18 protein-coding genes and 1 riboswitch are annotated in these 15,652 nt (G+C 62.5%); of the genes, 2 read left to right on the top strand and 16 right to left on the bottom strand.

Going from position 1 to position 15,652, the window contains the following annotated elements:
* Nucleotides 1-3: 3 nt before the first annotated feature.
* The 13 genes from AC1RMX_RS29270 to cobO are packed head-to-tail and all read right to left on the bottom strand — an operon-like array spanning nucleotide 4 to nucleotide 10,637.
* Nucleotides 4-129, bottom strand: a complete 126-nt coding sequence (locus tag AC1RMX_RS29270; RefSeq protein WP_255261977.1) for a hypothetical protein — start codon at nucleotides 127-129, stop codon at nucleotides 4-6.
* Nucleotides 126-1,334, bottom strand: coding sequence for an MFS transporter (locus tag AC1RMX_RS29275; RefSeq protein ID WP_096823001.1), 1,209 nt, complete (start codon nucleotides 1,332-1,334; stop codon nucleotides 126-128). The genes AC1RMX_RS29270 and AC1RMX_RS29275 overlap by 4 nt, the downstream gene beginning before the upstream one ends.
* Before the next feature lie 54 nt (nucleotides 1,335-1,388).
* Nucleotides 1,389-1,793: a MarR family winged helix-turn-helix transcriptional regulator gene (locus AC1RMX_RS29280; protein WP_007950413.1), complete on the bottom strand. Its 405-nt coding sequence runs from the start codon at nucleotides 1,791-1,793 to the stop codon at nucleotides 1,389-1,391.
* A gap of 56 nt (nucleotides 1,794-1,849) precedes the next feature.
* A complete protein-coding gene (locus tag AC1RMX_RS29285; RefSeq protein ID WP_493073853.1) occupies nucleotides 1,850-2,581 on the bottom strand; it encodes an adenosylcobinamide-GDP ribazoletransferase in 732 nt (243 codons plus the stop codon).
* Nucleotide 2,582: 1 nt separating this feature from the next.
* Nucleotides 2,583-3,158, bottom strand: a complete 576-nt coding sequence (gene cobC, locus AC1RMX_RS29290) for an alpha-ribazole phosphatase family protein (RefSeq protein WP_096822999.1) — start codon at nucleotides 3,156-3,158, stop codon at nucleotides 2,583-2,585.
* The gene (gene cobT / locus AC1RMX_RS29295; protein WP_493073855.1) at nucleotides 3,155-4,210 is read right to left on the bottom strand and encodes a nicotinate-nucleotide--dimethylbenzimidazole phosphoribosyltransferase; all 1,056 of its coding nucleotides are present in this window, start codon (nucleotides 4,208-4,210) and stop codon (nucleotides 3,155-3,157) included. The genes cobC and cobT overlap by 4 nt, the downstream gene beginning before the upstream one ends.
* Nucleotides 4,207-4,728 (bottom strand): bifunctional adenosylcobinamide kinase/adenosylcobinamide-phosphate guanylyltransferase, encoded by a 522-nt coding sequence (cobU, locus tag AC1RMX_RS29300; RefSeq protein WP_493073857.1) that lies wholly within the window; start codon nucleotides 4,726-4,728, stop codon nucleotides 4,207-4,209. The genes cobT and cobU overlap by 4 nt, the downstream gene beginning before the upstream one ends.
* Nucleotides 4,716-6,182: a cobyric acid synthase gene (locus tag AC1RMX_RS29305; RefSeq protein WP_096822996.1), complete on the bottom strand. Its 1,467-nt coding sequence runs from the start codon at nucleotides 6,180-6,182 to the stop codon at nucleotides 4,716-4,718. The genes cobU and AC1RMX_RS29305 overlap by 13 nt, the downstream gene beginning before the upstream one ends.
* Nucleotides 6,179-7,189 carry a threonine-phosphate decarboxylase CobD gene (gene cobD / locus AC1RMX_RS29310; protein ID WP_096822995.1) on the bottom strand — a complete coding sequence of 337 codons (1,011 nt, stop codon included), beginning with the start codon at nucleotides 7,187-7,189 and terminating at the stop codon, nucleotides 6,179-6,181. The genes AC1RMX_RS29305 and cobD overlap by 4 nt, the downstream gene beginning before the upstream one ends.
* Nucleotides 7,182-8,090 carry an adenosylcobinamide-phosphate synthase CbiB gene (cbiB, locus tag AC1RMX_RS29315; protein WP_102620381.1) on the bottom strand — a complete coding sequence of 303 codons (909 nt, stop codon included), beginning with the start codon at nucleotides 8,088-8,090 and terminating at the stop codon, nucleotides 7,182-7,184. The genes cobD and cbiB overlap by 8 nt, the downstream gene beginning before the upstream one ends.
* A complete protein-coding gene (bluB, locus tag AC1RMX_RS29320; RefSeq protein WP_096822993.1) occupies nucleotides 8,087-8,737 on the bottom strand; it encodes a 5,6-dimethylbenzimidazole synthase in 651 nt (216 codons plus the stop codon). The genes cbiB and bluB overlap by 4 nt, the downstream gene beginning before the upstream one ends.
* A complete protein-coding gene (locus AC1RMX_RS29325) occupies nucleotides 8,734-10,029 on the bottom strand; it encodes a cobyrinic acid a,c-diamide synthase CobB (RefSeq protein WP_493073858.1) in 1,296 nt (431 codons plus the stop codon). Before AC1RMX_RS29325 ends, bluB begins: the two co-directional genes overlap by 4 nt.
* A complete protein-coding gene (gene cobO / locus AC1RMX_RS29330) occupies nucleotides 10,026-10,637 on the bottom strand; it encodes a cob(I)yrinic acid a,c-diamide adenosyltransferase (protein ID WP_007950401.1) in 612 nt (203 codons plus the stop codon). The genes AC1RMX_RS29325 and cobO overlap by 4 nt, the downstream gene beginning before the upstream one ends.
* A gap of 81 nt (nucleotides 10,638-10,718) precedes the next feature.
* Nucleotides 10,719-10,944: riboswitch (cobalamin riboswitch) on the bottom strand.
* 166 nt (nucleotides 10,945-11,110) lie between these two features.
* On the opposite strand from cobO, the gene AC1RMX_RS29335 reads away from it, so the two are divergent.
* A complete protein-coding gene (locus AC1RMX_RS29335; protein ID WP_085710581.1) occupies nucleotides 11,111-11,695 on the top strand; it encodes a hypothetical protein in 585 nt (194 codons plus the stop codon).
* Between the two features lie 66 nt (nucleotides 11,696-11,761).
* Complete coding sequence (locus tag AC1RMX_RS29340; RefSeq protein WP_493073859.1) at nucleotides 11,762-13,075, top strand: PQQ-dependent sugar dehydrogenase; 1,314 nt, start codon at nucleotides 11,762-11,764, stop codon at nucleotides 13,073-13,075.
* A gap of 69 nt (nucleotides 13,076-13,144) precedes the next feature.
* On the opposite strand, the gene AC1RMX_RS29345 is transcribed toward AC1RMX_RS29340, so the two are convergent.
* The 3 genes from AC1RMX_RS29345 to hda all read right to left on the bottom strand — a co-directional run bounded on the left by AC1RMX_RS29345 (nucleotide 13,145) and on the right by hda (nucleotide 15,436).
* Nucleotides 13,145-13,681, bottom strand: a complete 537-nt coding sequence (locus AC1RMX_RS29345; protein WP_096822989.1) for a C40 family peptidase — start codon at nucleotides 13,679-13,681, stop codon at nucleotides 13,145-13,147.
* Nucleotides 13,682-13,899: 218 nt separating this feature from the next.
* Nucleotides 13,900-14,517, bottom strand: coding sequence for a C40 family peptidase (locus tag AC1RMX_RS29350; protein ID WP_096822988.1), 618 nt, complete (start codon nucleotides 14,515-14,517; stop codon nucleotides 13,900-13,902).
* A 214-nt stretch (nucleotides 14,518-14,731) separates the two neighbouring features.
* The gene (gene hda / locus AC1RMX_RS29355) at nucleotides 14,732-15,436 is read right to left on the bottom strand and encodes a DnaA regulatory inactivator Hda (protein ID WP_025111852.1); all 705 of its coding nucleotides are present in this window, start codon (nucleotides 15,434-15,436) and stop codon (nucleotides 14,732-14,734) included.
* Between the last annotated feature and the right edge of the window lie 216 nt (nucleotides 15,437-15,652).

Genomic DNA, 15,652 nt, shown 5'->3' on the forward strand with positions numbered 1-15,652 from the left:
AGCCTACAAGCAAGCGCCCAAGCCCAACTGCATCAGCGCCAGGCCGCCCTGGTGCCAGCCCCACCACACCAGCGCCAGCAACGCGGCACCGACTGCGATGGCCAGCATTCGAGGCCAGTAGCCGTTCATGCAGCGCTCGCGTGGGTTTGCAGACGCTCGACCGGACGCTCGCGCACTGGCCAGTTCAGCGCAGCCGCCAACAGGCTCAAGAGAATCGCCACTTGCCAGATCAAGTCATAACTCCCGGTACGGTCATACACCACCCCGCCCAGCCAGCCGCCGAGGAACGAGCCGAGCTGATGGAACAGGAACACGATCCCACCGAGCATGGACAGGTTTCGCACGCCAAACAAGGTCGCCACCGTACCGTTGGTCAACGGCACGGTCGACAGCCACAGGAAACCCATGGCCATGCCGAACAGATACGCCGTGGTCGTCGTCACCGGCAGCCACAGGAACAGCCCGATCACCACCGCTCGCAGCAGGTACAAACCGGTCAGCAGACGCGGCTTGGACATGCGCCCGCCCAGCCAGCCGGCAGTGTAGGTGCCGAAGATGTTGAACAACCCGATCAACGCCAGCACGGTAGTGCCGACGGTCGCCGGCAGATGCTGGTCGACCAGATAGGCCGGCAGGTGCACGCCGATGAACACCACCTGGAAACCGCAGACGAAGAAGCCGAACGCCAGCAGCCAGAACCCGGAGTGCGAGCAGGCCTCGCGCAGGGCTTCGGACAGGGTTTGTTCATGTCCGAGCACCGGCAGTGGCTTGTCCTTGAGCATGCTCACCAGCGGCACGATCAGCGCCACCAGCAAACCCAGTACCAGCAACGCGGCAGACCAGCCCAGCCAGCCGATCAGCCCGAGAGTGCCGGGCAGCATGGCGAACTGGCCAAAGGAGCCGGCGGCGCTGGCAATGCCCATGCCCATGCTGCGCTTCTCCGGCGGTACGGCGCGGCCGACCACACCGAGGATCACCGAGAACGACGTGCCGGACAGGCCGATACCGATCAGCAAACCGGCGCTCAGGGACAGGCCCAACGCTGTTTCCGACAGGCCCATGAACACCAGCCCCAAGGCGTAGAGCACGCCACCGATCAGCACCACTTTCGCTGCGCCAAAACGGTCAGCCAGTGCGCCAGTGAACGGTTGCGCCAGACCCCAGATCAGGTTCTGCAAGGCGATGGCGAAGGCGAACACTTCACGGCCCCAGCCGAACTGGGCGCTCATCGGCGACAGGAACAGCCCGAAGCCGTGCCGCACGCCCAATGACAACGCCAGAATCAGCGCACTCCCCAGCAACACCCAACCGCACGTACGCCACATCGAACTCATTGTTATTCTCCAGTCGCGGGTATATACCCGCTTAGATTCGGAAAAAACCGGCCCTCAGGCCAGTTCATCCAATAGCCGCAGCAAGGTTTCACGCTTCTCGGCACCCAGTCGGTCGATCAACCGCTGTTGCGCCGCTTCCCAGGCCGGCAGGGCCGCTGCCAGGCGTTGTGCGCCGGTTTCGGTGAGCCGGACGATGCGGTTGCGCATGTCTTCGCCTTCGGCCAGCGCCACGAGACCTTCGCCTTCCAGCACCCGCAGATTGCGTCCGAGGGTGCTGCGATCCAGGCCCATGGCCTCGGCCAGTTCGGAAATGCTCGGTTGATCCAGACGCTGCAGGTTGCACAGCAGAGAATACTGGGCAACGTTGATCCCGAAGCCGTCGAGAGCGCCGTCGTAATGCCTGCTGACGCCACGCGCGGCGCGACGCAGGTTGGTGCACAAACACTGAGAAGGAAGCATGATGCGTGTATATACCCGCGACTGTGTTAAATCAAGTTACAGATCAAAGTTACTTATCAAAACAAGGCCAGCCCGACCAGCACTGACATCTCCAGCAATTCCAGCAGTGCGCCGGCCGTATCGCCCGTGGTTCCGCCCAGTCGCCGCACCATCAAATGCCGCAGCCAGATGAATACGACGACCGAAAGCAGCAGCGCCACGACAGCATTGAACCCGGCAATCAACACGCACGCCGCCGCACTCATCGCCAGCACCTGCCAACCCGTTTTGCGCGGCAGATGATCGGCCAGCGCCTGCCCTAACCCGCCAGCCCGCACATAGGTTGTCGTGAGGAACAGTCCGAGCAGTGCTGCCCGCCCAAGTAGCGGCACAATGATCAACGCCAAGCCTTGTTTTTGCTCGATCAACGCCAGCAGCGCGGCGTACTTGAGCAGCAACACCAGTACCAGCGTCACCACCGCGATCGGCCCGCTGCGCGGATCCTTCATGATCGTCAGCGTACGCTCGCGATCACCGAAACCGCCGAGCCACGCATCGGCGCTGTCCGCCAATCCATCAAGGTGCAACGCGCCGCTGAGCAGCACCCACACCGTCAGCAACAACGCGGCATGCAGCAGCAACGGCGCGCCAGCCAACGCAACGTTCAGCGCCCAGAGAATCACGCCGAACAGCAATCCCACCAGCGGATAAAACAGCAGCGAGCGGCCGAGTTCTTCAGGTGCCGGCATGCCCGGCAGTCGAATCGGCAGACTGCTGAGAAATTGCAGGGCGATCCACAGGGGCAGCATGTCAGTGCACTTCCTTGAGCGAACCATCGGCCTCGACGATCAAGGAAAACAACGCTCCGTGACCGACTTCGACATTGAGCAACTGCTCTCGGGGCAAACCACGGGCGCGAGCCAGCAACAGACGCATGACGCCGCCATGACTGACCAGCAACACCCGTTCCCCCGCATGCGCCGCGTGCAAGCGCATGACCGCCGCCAGCACCCGCGCAGAAAAATCGCTGACCGGCTCCCCCTGCGGCGGGGTAAACCCATACGGATCTGCCCAGAACAGCCCAAGCGCTTCGGCATCGGTTTCCATCAACGCCGCCGCGCTCTGCCCTTCCCAGGCACCGAAATGCAGCTCTTGCAGATCCTTGTCCAGAGATACCGACAGATCCCGTTGCGCACCCAACTCTTCAGCGAATTGCGCGCAACGCTGCAACGGCGAACTGACCAGCCGATCCCACGGCCCCTGCCCGATCACCGCCTCGCGCATCTGTGCCCAGCCCTTTTCGGTCAGTGCATCGTCGAGACTGCCGCGCAGGCCACCGCCGAGTTCGGTTTCACCATGGCGCAGCAGGTCCAGATGCAAGGTCATGCCGGGCGATCCGCTACCGCGGCTTCGGCGAAGGTCGCCATCTGGCCGTGCAGATCGCAGGCCAGACGCAGCAACGGCACCGCCAGCGCCGCGCCACTGCCCTCGCCCAGACGCAGGCCCAATTCGAGCAGCGGTTCGGCACTGAGGGTTTCCAGCACATGACGATGACCCGGTTCCGCACCGCGATGCCCGAACAGCAGCCATTCACGGCAGGCCGGATTCAGCCGCACCGCCACCAACGCCGCAACCGTGCAGATGAAACCGTCCACCAGCACCGCCACGCCTTCCTGAGCACAGGCCAGATACGCGCCGACCAAAGCCGCAATCTCGAAGCCGCCGAGATTGAACAGGGTCTGCAACGCATCACCGCGTTGCGCCGCGTGCAGCGCCAGTGCCCGCTCGATCACCTGCGCCTTGTGGCTGACGCCTTCGGCATTCAACCCGGTGCCGGGACCGGTCAGATGAACCACCGGGCAATCGAGCAGCGCACAGGCCAGCGCACTGGCAGCCGTGGTGTTGCCGATGCCCATTTCGCCACCGATGAACAGTTGCGCACCCGCCGCCTTCGCGCGCAGCACGCTGTCGCGGCCGGCTTGCAGGGCCAACTCGCCCTGAGCCGAAGTCATCGCCGGGCCCTTGGCGAAATTCGCCGTGCCCGGGCCGATGTTCAGATGACGCACGCCCGGAAGATTCAGCGACGGGGTAACGGTGCCCAGATCCACCACTTCCAGCTGCGCGCCGAGTTGTCGCGCCAGCACGCTGATCGCCGCGCCGCCGCTGACGAAGTTCAGCAGCATCTGCCCGGTGACTTCCTGCGGGAACGCGGAAACCCCTTCGGCCACAACGCCGTGGTCACCGGCAAAAATCGCGATCCAGACCTGATCGAGGCGCGGTTTGATCTGGCCCTGCAATCCGGCCAGTTGCACCGCCACCGATTCGAGCTGCCCGAGGGAGCCGGCGGGTTTGGTCAATTGCTGCTGACGCGCCGCCGCGTTTTCAACGGCGTCCGTATCCACCGGTTTGCACGGGTTCAGCCACCAGGCTTGGGTCATAACGCAGGTCCTTTCAGAGTCAGGGGCAGGCCGGCAACCGTCAGGACGACTCGCTGACAACGCTCGGCCAGAGCTTGATGCAGCCAACCGGCTTCATCGACGTAGCGGCGAGTCAATTCGCCCAGCGGCACGACACCCATTCCGGTCTCGTTGCTGACAAAAATGATTTCACCCGGCAGCGACGCCAGGCATTCGAGCAGGGCTTCGCGTTCGGCAGCGAGGCGCTCGGCGTCATCGAGCATCAGCAGATTGGTCAGCCACAGGGTCAGGCAATCCACCAGCAGGCAACGTTCGGCACTGGCGGTTTCGCGCAGGACCCGGGCCAGCTCCAGCGGCTCTTCGATCAGCGCCCATTCGGCGGGACGGCGCGCGCGGTGATGAGCGACGCGCTCATTCATTTCACCGTCCAGCGGTTGACTGGTAGCGATGTACGTCACTGCCAGCGCGCTGTCAGTGGCGAGTTTTTCAGCCAGGCGACTTTTGCCGGAGCGGGCGCCGCCGAGGATCAGTTGGAGCATAGGGACATTCCACAGAGTTCACGTAACAGCCCGGTATCCAGATGCTTCTCCACCAGATCCGCCAACCGCTCGATGTCGCGTTCGCGCAGGCCGTGGTAATCCACTTCCTGCACATCGTTCAGACCGGCCCAGCGCAACAGCGCCGCACTGGCCGCCGGCGATTCGAACAGGCCATGCAGGTAGGTGCCGAGAATCTGTCCATCGAGACTTTGCGCACCATCACAGCGGCCGTCATCCAGATGCACAGCGGCGTTTTCCAGCGCAGCTCCCGTGGTCACGCCGGCATGAATTTCATAACCGCTAACCTCGGCATCTTCCAGCGCCAGACGCCCGCGCACATTGCGCAATTGCTTCTCGGCTTCGAGCTGCGTTTCAAACGCCAGCAAGCCCAGACCGGCGCTGGAACCCGGCGCGCCTTCAAGGCCCAACGGATCATGGACCTGCTCCCCGAGCATTTGCAGACCGCCGCAGATTCCCAGCAGCTTGCCGCCGTAACGCAGATGTCGGCTGATGGCGGTTTCCCAGCCATTGGTGCGCAGATACGCAAGGTCGCTGCGCACGCTTTTCGAGCCCGGCAGGATGATCAGATCGGCCGGCGGAATCGCTTGCCCCGGGCCGATGAATTGCAGATCCACTTGCGGATGCAGTCGCAGAGGATCGAAATCGGTGTGGTTGCTGATGCGCGGCAGCACCGGCACCACCACTTTCAAGACTTGCTCGGCCTTGTCGGTCTGGCGCTGATCGATGCCGTCCTCGGCCTCCAGATGCAGGTCCATCACGTACGGCAGCACGCCCACCACCGGCTTGCCGGTGCGTTGTTCCAGCCAGTCGAGGCCCGGTTGCAGCAAGGCGATGTCACCGCGAAAACGGTTGATGATGAAGCCTTTGACTCGCGCCTGCTCACTCGGCGACAGCAGCTCCAGCGTGCCGACCAGATGGGCAAACACGCCGCCACGGTTAATGTCGGCAATCAACAAAACCGGGCAATCCACCGCTTCGGCGAAACCCATGTTGGCGATGTCGCCGGCGCGCAGATTGATCTCTGCCGGCGAGCCCGCGCCTTCGACCATCACCAACGGATAAGCAGTGCTCAAGCGCTCGTGAGAGGCGAGCACGGCCTGCATGGCGATGGCTTTGTAGTCGTGATAGGCGACAGCGTTCATGCTGGTAACCGCGCGACCGTGGATGATGACCTGGGCGCCAGTGTCACTATTCGGCTTGAGCAGCACGGGATTCATGTCGGTGTGTGGCTCAAGGTGCGCGGCTTGCGCCTGTACCGCTTGTGCCCGGCCGATCTCGCCGCCGTCAGCAGTCACCGCGCTGTTGAGCGCCATGTTCTGCGGTTTGAATGGCACCACGGCAACGCCCTGGCGGGTTGCCCAGCGGCACAGCGCCGTCACCAGCGTGCTTTTGCCGGCGTCGGAGGTGGTGCCCTGCACCATTAATGTGGTCATGCTGGTTGATTTTCCATAGAGCGGTCCAGGGCGAAGGCTTGCAGGGCTTGCTCAAGGCGCACTTCATCGGCGGCGTTGGCGGGCAGGCCGAAACGCAGGCTGCTGTTGTGCGCGAAGAGGCGCAGGAGAATGCCCCGGCGGGCCATGAACTCGTGCAGCGCGGCAGCGTGTTCGGTGATCAGCCACTGAAACAGCGCGCAACCACCCTGAGGTTTGAAGCCGTAGCGTTCGAGCAGCGCAGCCAGCCGTTCACTGACCTCGTCACTGCGGATCCGCTGGCGGGTATGACCTTCGGTGTCTTGCAGGCAGGTTTGACCCAACACGCGGGTCGGCCCGCTGACGGCCCAGGGCCCGACCTGCTCGGCCAGCAACCGGAGCAACTTGCGCTCGGCCAGCACAAACCCAAGCCGCACACCGGCCAGACCGAAAAACTTGCCGAACGAACGCAACACGATCAGACCAACCTGATGTGCATGCGGAGCCAGGCTCAACTGCGGCGTGTTGTCCATGAACGCTTCGTCGACCACCAGCCAGCCACCGCGCTGGGCCAGCCGCGCATGCCAGTCGAGCAAGCGCGCCGGGGTCAGGCTCAGGCCCGTAGGATTGTTCGGATTGACCACCACCAACACATCGAGGCTGTCGAGGAAGAAATCGACTTCCTGCTCCAGCACTTCGCGCACGATGTAACCACTGCGCCGCCAGGCTTCGGCATGCTCGGCATAACACGGCGACAACACGCCGACCTTGCCGGCCCGGCGCAAACGCGGCAGCAACTGAATGGCCATCTGCGAACCGGCCACCGGCAACACTTGCGCGGCACCGTAGTAGTCGCACGCCGCCTGCTCCAGGCCGTCATCGGTTTCCGGCAAGCGCGCCCACGCCCGCAGCGGAATGTCCGGAACCGGAAACGGCCATGGCGCGAGGCCAGTGGACAAGTCGAGCCAGTCTTCTTCAGCGATGCCGTATTCGAGCGCCGCCCTGCGCAGCCGGCCACCGTGCTCAAGCATAGAATTCAGCCCCCACGCAGAGAATCAGCAGCCATAACCATACCCCGCGCTGGACCAATTGCCAGCCGCGATCGATGGAATCGGCGTCGGCTGGCGTGCCTTCGCCCAGTTGCGGACGCTCGTGCAGCTCGCCGTGATAGATCGCCGGCCCGCCCAACTCGACGCCCAGCGCACCCGCGCCGGCGGCCATCACTGGACCTGCGTTCGGGCTGTCCCATTTCGGCGCCTGGGTGCGCCAGCATTTCAGCGCCAGTCGGGTCTTGCCCAGCAGCGCGTAGGTCAACGCCACCAGCCGCGCAGGAATGTAGTTGAGGACGTCGTCGATCTTCGCCGCCGCCCAGCCGAAACGCTCGAAACGTTCGTTGCGATAGCCCCACATCGCGTCGAGCGTATTGCTCAGACGATAGAGCACCACGCCCGGCGCACCGGCCACGGCAAACCAGAACAGTGCGGCGAACACTGCATCGCTGCCGTTCTCCAGTACCGATTCAGTGGCGGCGCGGGCGACAGCGGTGCTGTCCAGCTCACTGGTCTGACGGCTGACCAGATAACCCACGCGTTTGCGCGCCTCTTCCAGATCATCGCTGCGCAGGGCCTTGGCCACCGGCTCGACGTGCTCGCCGAGACTGCGCATGCCGAGGGCGCAATACAGCGCGAGAATCTCGACCACCCAGCCCACGTACGGCGCCCAGGACAATGCCGTGGCGAGCAGGGTCAGCGGCAGCACCGCGATCACCCACGCGGTGACGCCATGGCTGCGCCAGCCGCGACCGCCGCTATTGAATCGTTGCTCGATGCGCCCGGCGAAATTGCCGAACGCCACCAGCGGATGCCAGCGTTTCGGTTCACCCAGCAGCGCATCCAGCGCGACCGCGGCGACACTCAACAACGCCACACTCATTGACTCACTCCCCAGAAATTTTCATACAGCAGCTCATTGAGCGGACGCGCCTGCGCCCACCCTTCGAGTACCAGCATCGGCGCCGGATAGAATTCCTTGACCGGTCCCAGACACAGAACCGCCAGCGGCTTGGCCCCGGCCGGCAGTTTCAGCAGATCGGCCAGCGCCTGCGGTTCGAACAGCGACACCCAGCCCATGCCCAGGCCTTCGGCGCGCGCCGCCAGCCACAGGTTCTGGATCGCGCAGGACAATGAGGCCATGTCCATTTCCGGCAGCGTGCGACGGCCGAAAATGTGTCGCTCGCGATCGTCCATCAAGGCTGCGACCAACACTTCCGCACAGTCATTGATGCCTTCGACCTTGAGCTTCATGAACTCGTCGCTGCGCTCGCCGAGGGCTTCGGCGGTGCGTACTCGTTCTTCCTCTACAAGATCCTGGATCTGGCCACGCAAAGCGCGGTCGCTGATACGGATAAAGCGCCACGGCTGCATCAGACCGACGCTCGGCGCCTGATGTGCGGCTTCAAGCAATCGGCGCAGCAATTCAGGCTCGACCGTGCCGCCGCTGAAGTGGCGCATGTCGCGACGTTCGGCGATGGCGCGATAGACCGCTTCGCGCTCGGTTTCAGTGAATGCGTTGTCGGTCATGGCACCAACAGTGCGGCAATCGCCGACGGATTCGACGGGAAGTAAAAGTGCACGTACGAGGCGGTCATCCGCCCTTCCCGATACACCGCTTCGGCACCACGCCCGCCATTGGGGCTGTGGCCACGGGCAATCGGCGTCAGTTCGGTGGTGGTCAGGGAATGGTGATAGGTGTGGCCGCGCAACAGGCCTTCCGGCATGTCGACCTCTTGCAAGGCCAGCGCGGCCAGACGTTTCTGCATCACGGCATCGCCACTCAGCAGGCCGACCAAATCAGCGCGGGTGCCTTCGACATCGGTCAACGAATCCAGCAGATAGAGCATGCCGCCACATTCGGCGAGTAACGGTTTGCCGGCGGCGTGATGCGCGCGGATCGCACGGAGCATGTCGGCGTTTTGCGACAAGGCCACGTGGTGCAATTCCGGATAACCGCCGGGCAGGTACAAGCTGTCGGCCTCAGGCAATTGCGTATCGCGGATCGGCGAGAAGAAACTCAGCTCCGCGCCCATCGCCCGCAACAGATCGAGACTGGCGCCATAGGTGAAGGCAAACGCCTCGTCACGGGCGACGGCAATCCGCACGCCGTCGAGCAGCCTTTCGGTCTTGACGATTTCAGGCGCGGCGAATTCGACGGCCGGTGGCAGCGCTACCTCGCAAGTGCTGGCCAGCGCTTCTGCGGCGGCGTCGAGGCGCACATCGAGGTCATTGAGTTCGCTGGCCTGCACCAGACCAAGATGGCGACTTGGCAGTTCTATCCCGGTTTCCCGGGACAACGCGCCGTACCAGCGCAAACCTTCAGTAAGGCTGCCTTCGAGCAACTGCGCATGGCGCACGGTGCCGACGCGGTTGGCCAGCACGCCGGCGAACGGCAGGTCCGGCTGGTAGCGCGCCAGACCCAGCGCCAAGGCGCCGAAGGTCTGGGCCATGGCCGTGCCATCGATCACGCCGAGTACCGGCACGCCGAAATGCCGCGCCAGGTCGGCGCTCGACGGTGTGCCGTCGAACAAGCCCATCACGCCTTCGATCAGGATCAGATCGGCTTCAGCGGCGGCTTCCCACAACAGACGTCGACTTTCCTGCTCGCCGACCATCCACATGTCCAGTTGATAGACCGGCGCACCGCTGGCGCGCTCGAGGATCATCGGGTCGAGAAAGTCCGGGCCGCATTTGAATACGCGAACCTTGCGCCCCTGATTGCGGTGCAGACGGGCCAGCGCGGCGGTGACGGTGGTCTTGCCCTGGCCGGAGGCCGGCGCGGCGATCAATACCGCCGGGCAGTGACGTGGTTGATTCAAAGTTCGACGCCTTTCTGCGCTTTGATACCGGCCTGGAAGGCGTGTTTGATCATACCCATTTCGGTGACGGTGTCGCCCATCTCGATCATTTCCGGCTTGGCAGCGCGGCCGGTGACGATCACATGCTGCATCGGCGGACGGGCCTGCAGATCGCTGAGCACCTGATCCAGATCGAGGTAACCGTGCTTGAGAGCGATGTTCAGCTCATCGAGCACCACCAGACCGATCGACGGATCACGCAGCAGTTCGCGGGACACTTCCCATGCAGCTTCGGCAGCGGCGATGTCGCGCTGGCGATCCTGGGTTTCCCAGGTGAAACCTTCGCCCATCACATGAAAGCGTACCTGCTCGGGGAAGCGGCGGAAGAACAGCTCCTCCCCGGTGCTGTTGCGGCCCTTGATGAACTGCACCACGCCGCACTGCATGCCGTGGCCCATGGCGCGGGCGAGCATGCCGAACGCCGAGCTGCTTTTGCCTTTGCCATTGCCGGTCAGCACCAGCACCAGGCCGCATTCGTCTGGCGAATTGGCGATGCGCTCGTCGATCACGGCTTTTTTGCGCTGCATGCGCGCCAGGTGGCGCTCGTCGCGTTCGGGGGAATCAGTCATGGGGGAGCTCTCCGTTGAGGCTGGATAACGGCGGGCAGGCACAAGAATAGAAGGCAACAAGCCTGGCATCGCCCACCGTGATGCCGCTGGATGGATCAGGCCGGTCTCCGGGCTCATGAGCGGCCTTGACCTGGCTGCGCGCCTTCCCGCTTTGCAGCAGTGGCATCGGACGCAGCTTTTACTCATTTACCGTTGCGGGGGCAGCGCCGGGATCGTGATGGTTCTTCGCTTGAAGACCATCCTCACCGGCTTCCCTGTTTCACTCTGTCGACAGCGGTCACAGAGCACCTGAAACAAGCCGCGAAGGTTAGAGGGTTGGGGGTGGAGCGTCAAATGAAGAGGCCCCCTGAAAGCGAATAACTGCCGTCGATCAATTATCTGACGCCAATCTTGTGCCACACTGTCAGCAGTGATATCAAAGAGCCATGCTTTTTGAATGCAGAGAGCACATCACAATAACAAGGGAGAGCACCATGCAAGGCATGATCATCAGCAATCCGCGGCTGGAATTCCTGCGCCCGGTGCTGGAACGCTGGTTTGACTGTATCGACCGCTACAACGCCGTGCGCGGCGACAACGACACGCCGTACTGGCATGACGAAAAGGCCAACCTCGGCCTGTTGTCCGCCGCCGCGTGGATGGCCGAACTGGTCACCCTGCGCGACACCGCCACCCGCAAGCAGAACGAGGAAGGCGAGCGCAATGCCCGCGCCGACCTGTTCCTGGCCGGCGCCGAAGATCGCGCCTACATCCAGGCGACACAACGCTGGCCGCGCGTCAACAGCCTGAATCTGACCCAGGCCCTGGCCGATATCACCAGCGACGCCAAGCGCATCAGCTACGCCAGCGATCTCAAGCTCGGCTGCCTGTTCGTCGCCCCACAGAAAGCCCAGCACAGCGCCAGCCCCGAGGAACTGCAGGACATGGTCGACGACCTGCAAAAGGAACACACCTGCGCCGTCGCCTGGTATTTCCCCTACGCCTATCGCAAATTGCGCAGCGAGGCCGGCAACTACCACCCCGGCATTGCCGTGCTGTTCAAGGAGGCGCGCGGCTGAGCGGTTGAACCATCGGGCTCGTGCACTTCTCTATGATTAGGAATGCATTCATAGGGAAGATCAGTAATGCGCAAGCCCCACCTCGTTTTCGTCATCGCACTCGCCGGAGGGCTCACCGCCTGTGGTGAATCCTCCAGCCTGCAAGTCTCGGACGGCACCGGCCCGTCCCCCAAACTGCCCGAACCGAACAAGACCCTGATCCCGACGGTGAACATCGCCCCGGCGATCGGCTGGCCGGCTGGCGCAAAACCGACGCCAGCGGCAGGCACTCAGGTGGCGGCGTTTGCCGAGAATCTCGACCACCCGCGCTGGCTCTACGTGCTGCCCAATGGCGATGTGCTGGTGGCGGAAACCAATGCCCCGCCGAAACCGGACGATGGCAACGGGATACGTGGCTGGGTGACGAAGAAAATCATGGGCCGTGCCGGCGCCGGGGTTCCCAGCCCGAATCGCATCACCCTGTTGCGCGACGCTGATCACGATGGCGTGGCCGAAACCCGCACGGTATTTCTACAAAATCTGAATTCTCCGTTCGGTATGACCCTGGTCGGCAACGATCTGTACGTCGCCGACACCGACCGCTTGCTGCGCTTTCACTACGAGCCCGGCGCAACCGAGATCAAGAACCAGCCGATCAAGGTCGTGGATCTGCCGGGCGGCCCGCTCAACCACCACTGGACCAAGAACGTCATCGCCAGCAAGGACGGCAGCAAGCTGTACGTCACAGTCGGCTCGAACAGCAACGTCGGCGAAAACGGCCTGGATCAGGAAGAAGGCCGCGCGGCAATCTGGGAAGTGGACCGTGCGACCGGCAATCACCGGATCTTCGCCTCGGGCATCCGCAATCCCAACGGTCTGGCCTGGGAACCCAAAAGCGGCGCGCTGTGGACAGCAGTGAACGAACGGGACGAGATCGGCAGCGACCTGGTGCCGGACTACATCACCTCGGTCAAGGACGGCGGATTTTATGGCTGGCCGTTCAGCTATTACGGCCAGCATGTCGATGTCCGCGTCGAACCGCAGAACCTGGAGATGGTGGCCAAGGCCATCGCTCCCGACTACGCCGTCGGCCCGCATACCGCCTCACTGGGGCTGACGTTCGCCGAGGGCAACACGTTGCCAGCGCAATTCAAGGAGGGCGCGTTCATCGGCCAGCACGGCTCGTGGAATCGCAAGCCGCACAGTGGCTACAAGGTAATCTTCGTCCCGTTTGCTGCCGGCAAGCCGAGCGGAACGCCAGTGGACGTGCTGACCGGCTTCCTCGACAAGGACGAGAACGCTTTGGGGCGACCGGTCGGCGTGGTGATCGACCAGCAAGGTGGGTTGCTGGTGGCGGATGATGTGGGGAACAAGGTGTGGCGAGTTTCGGCGGCTAAATAGCCCGGCCCTGAAACAAAAAAACCTGTGGGAGCCAATGTGCTCCCACAGGTTTTTTATTGTTTCGGATGACTACGGGTTATGCGCCAGATGCTCCGGCTGCAGAACGCGCTTGGCACTCAGGTAGGCCTTCTGCCAATACGCCTTCGACAGACTGTCCAGCTTCACCGTGCCACCGGTGGCCGGTGCGTGAACGAAGCGCCCTTCACCGACGTAAATCCCCGCATGGCTGACCTGAGAGCCGCCATTGGTGGCGAAGAAGATCAGGTCGCCGGTCTGCAAACCCTCCTTGCCGACATTCGGCGCCTGCATGACGATCAACTCGCGCGTCGAGCGCGGCAGGCTGATGCCGGCGGCATCGCGGTAAACGAAACCGATCAGGCCACTGCAATCGAAGCCCGAGTCCGGCGTGTTGCCGCCCCAGCGATAAGGCGTACCCACCAGCCCGAGTGCACGGAACAGCACGTCTTCGGCAGCGGGAGAAAAAGCCTGGGAGGATCCGAACACAATCGGCGCGCGAACCACAGGGGCTGGCGGCGGAGTGCGACTGGCGCAAGCGCTGAGCAGCGCTGCGAAGAACATCAGGGCGAGGCGGGCCGGCATCGTCATAAGCAGAACATCCTGATCTGGCTGCGGCTTTTACTGCCGATTCGACAGAAAACAAAACCGCCTGCGTTGGGACGCAGGCGGTTTGCCATCAATATAGATCAGGATTCTAGCGGCTACGCGGCAAACTTCAAGTAAGACTTTAACTTCACCTTGTAAAGTTTAAGTCTATTGCCCCTGAAGGACCGCTTGTCGCCACGAGCGTGGCGACAAAGGCGTGATTACTTGCGAGCGGTAACCACGGTTGGAGCGTTCGCCAAAGCGCGTTTGGCTTCGATGAAGGTCTTGCTCCAGTAGCTGTCACCCAGGCTGTCGATGCGGACACCGCCACTGCGACGACTGCTGGAGTGAATGAACTGGTTGTCGCCCAGGTAGATCCCGGCGTGGCTTACACGACCGCGACGACCATTGGTGGCGAAAAACAGCAGGTCGCCCGGTTCGAGGTTGCTGCGCGATACCAGCGGAGCATCCACGTTGATCATTTCGCGGGTGGAGCGCGGCAGGTTCATGCCGGCCTCTTCGCGGAACAGATAGCCGATGAAACCGCTGCAATCGAACCCGGCTTCAGAGGTACCGCCGAAACGGTAACGGGTACCGATCAGGGACATGCCGCGTTCAAGAATACTGTCTGCCAGAACCGGAAGCTGATAAGGCTTCTTGCCGTTGAAAGCGGCGAGTTCTTTCTCGGTGTCCAGCTCTTCCTGATAAATAACGGAAGACTGGGCGGTGGCAGAATTTTTAGCCTGTTGCTGCTCTTGATTAACAGGTGAATGAGCAGCGCAACCGAACAACAGGGTGACGAGTGCGAGAGGCACGAGGGGTGCGAAGCGCTTTAGCATGGGCACGACCGTGGCTGATAGTTGTAAAGAAGCCGAGACTATGCCCGCTATCAGCCTCATTTGCAAATTCAATCGATCTTTTTGTGACTTCTCGGTTTCTCGTTTACATCTAAGCGCTTAAGCCTATTTGAATCGAGACGCGGCCTGCGCAGTGCACAGGAAAGCGGATTTTCTGGCGCCTGAAATATGCCGAAACCCGCTGAAAGCCCCGGTTTTACCAGCCCAGGGTTTCTTTCAGGAAGGGAATGGTCAGCTTGCGCTGAGCCTGCAAAGAGGCCTGATCGAGCTGCTCGAGCAGGTCAAAAAGCGCGCTCATGCTGCGGGTCCCGCGAGTCAAAATAAAATGCCCGACTTCATCGGTCAGATGCAGACCGCGACGGGATGCACGCAATTGCAGGGCACGCAATTTGTCTTCATCGGAGAGAGGACGCATCTGGAAAATCAGCGCCAGGGTCAGGCGCGATTTCAAGTCCGCCAGTTTTACCGGCAATTCACGTGGCGAGGTTGAAGCGGCGATCAACAAGCGGCGACCGCTGTCGCGCAGACGGTTGAACAGGTGAAACATCGCCTCTTCCCAGTCGGGCTTGCCGGCGATCACCTGCAAGTCGTCCAGACAGACCAGTTCGTACTGTTCGAGGTTGTCGAGGATTTCGATGCCGCGATCCATCAACTCGGCCAGCGGCAGGTACACCGCCGGCTCGCCCATCTGTTCGAAACGCAGGCACGCGGCCTGCAACAGATGCGTACGCCCTACCCCGTGCTTGCCCCACAGATAGATGAGGCTTTCGGTCCAGCCGGCGTCGGCTTCGCATAGACGCTCGACATAGCCGAGTGCAGCGGCATTGGCGCCTGGGTAGTAGTTGATGAAGGTGGCGTCGTCACGCAGACGCACACCTAGGGGCAGCTGAATCGGTTTCATGCTGACTGAACAGTTCCCAAGGAACCGTTAGTGGCCTCTGTGTAAAGTGTGCGAAGTTTATACCCGTGAAGCGGAGCGCACAATGCGACAGACCCCAAGCAAAATCAAAGGTTTGCGTTAACACGCTGGTTTTATGACAGTTTCTTTGGCGCACGAGTGCCAGCATTGCCTGCATGAGACGGGCCAACCCGGCAATACACCGGGCGACCCTCCCTC

The organism is Pseudomonas sp. GW822-FHT03F04 (assembly GCF_058801405.1).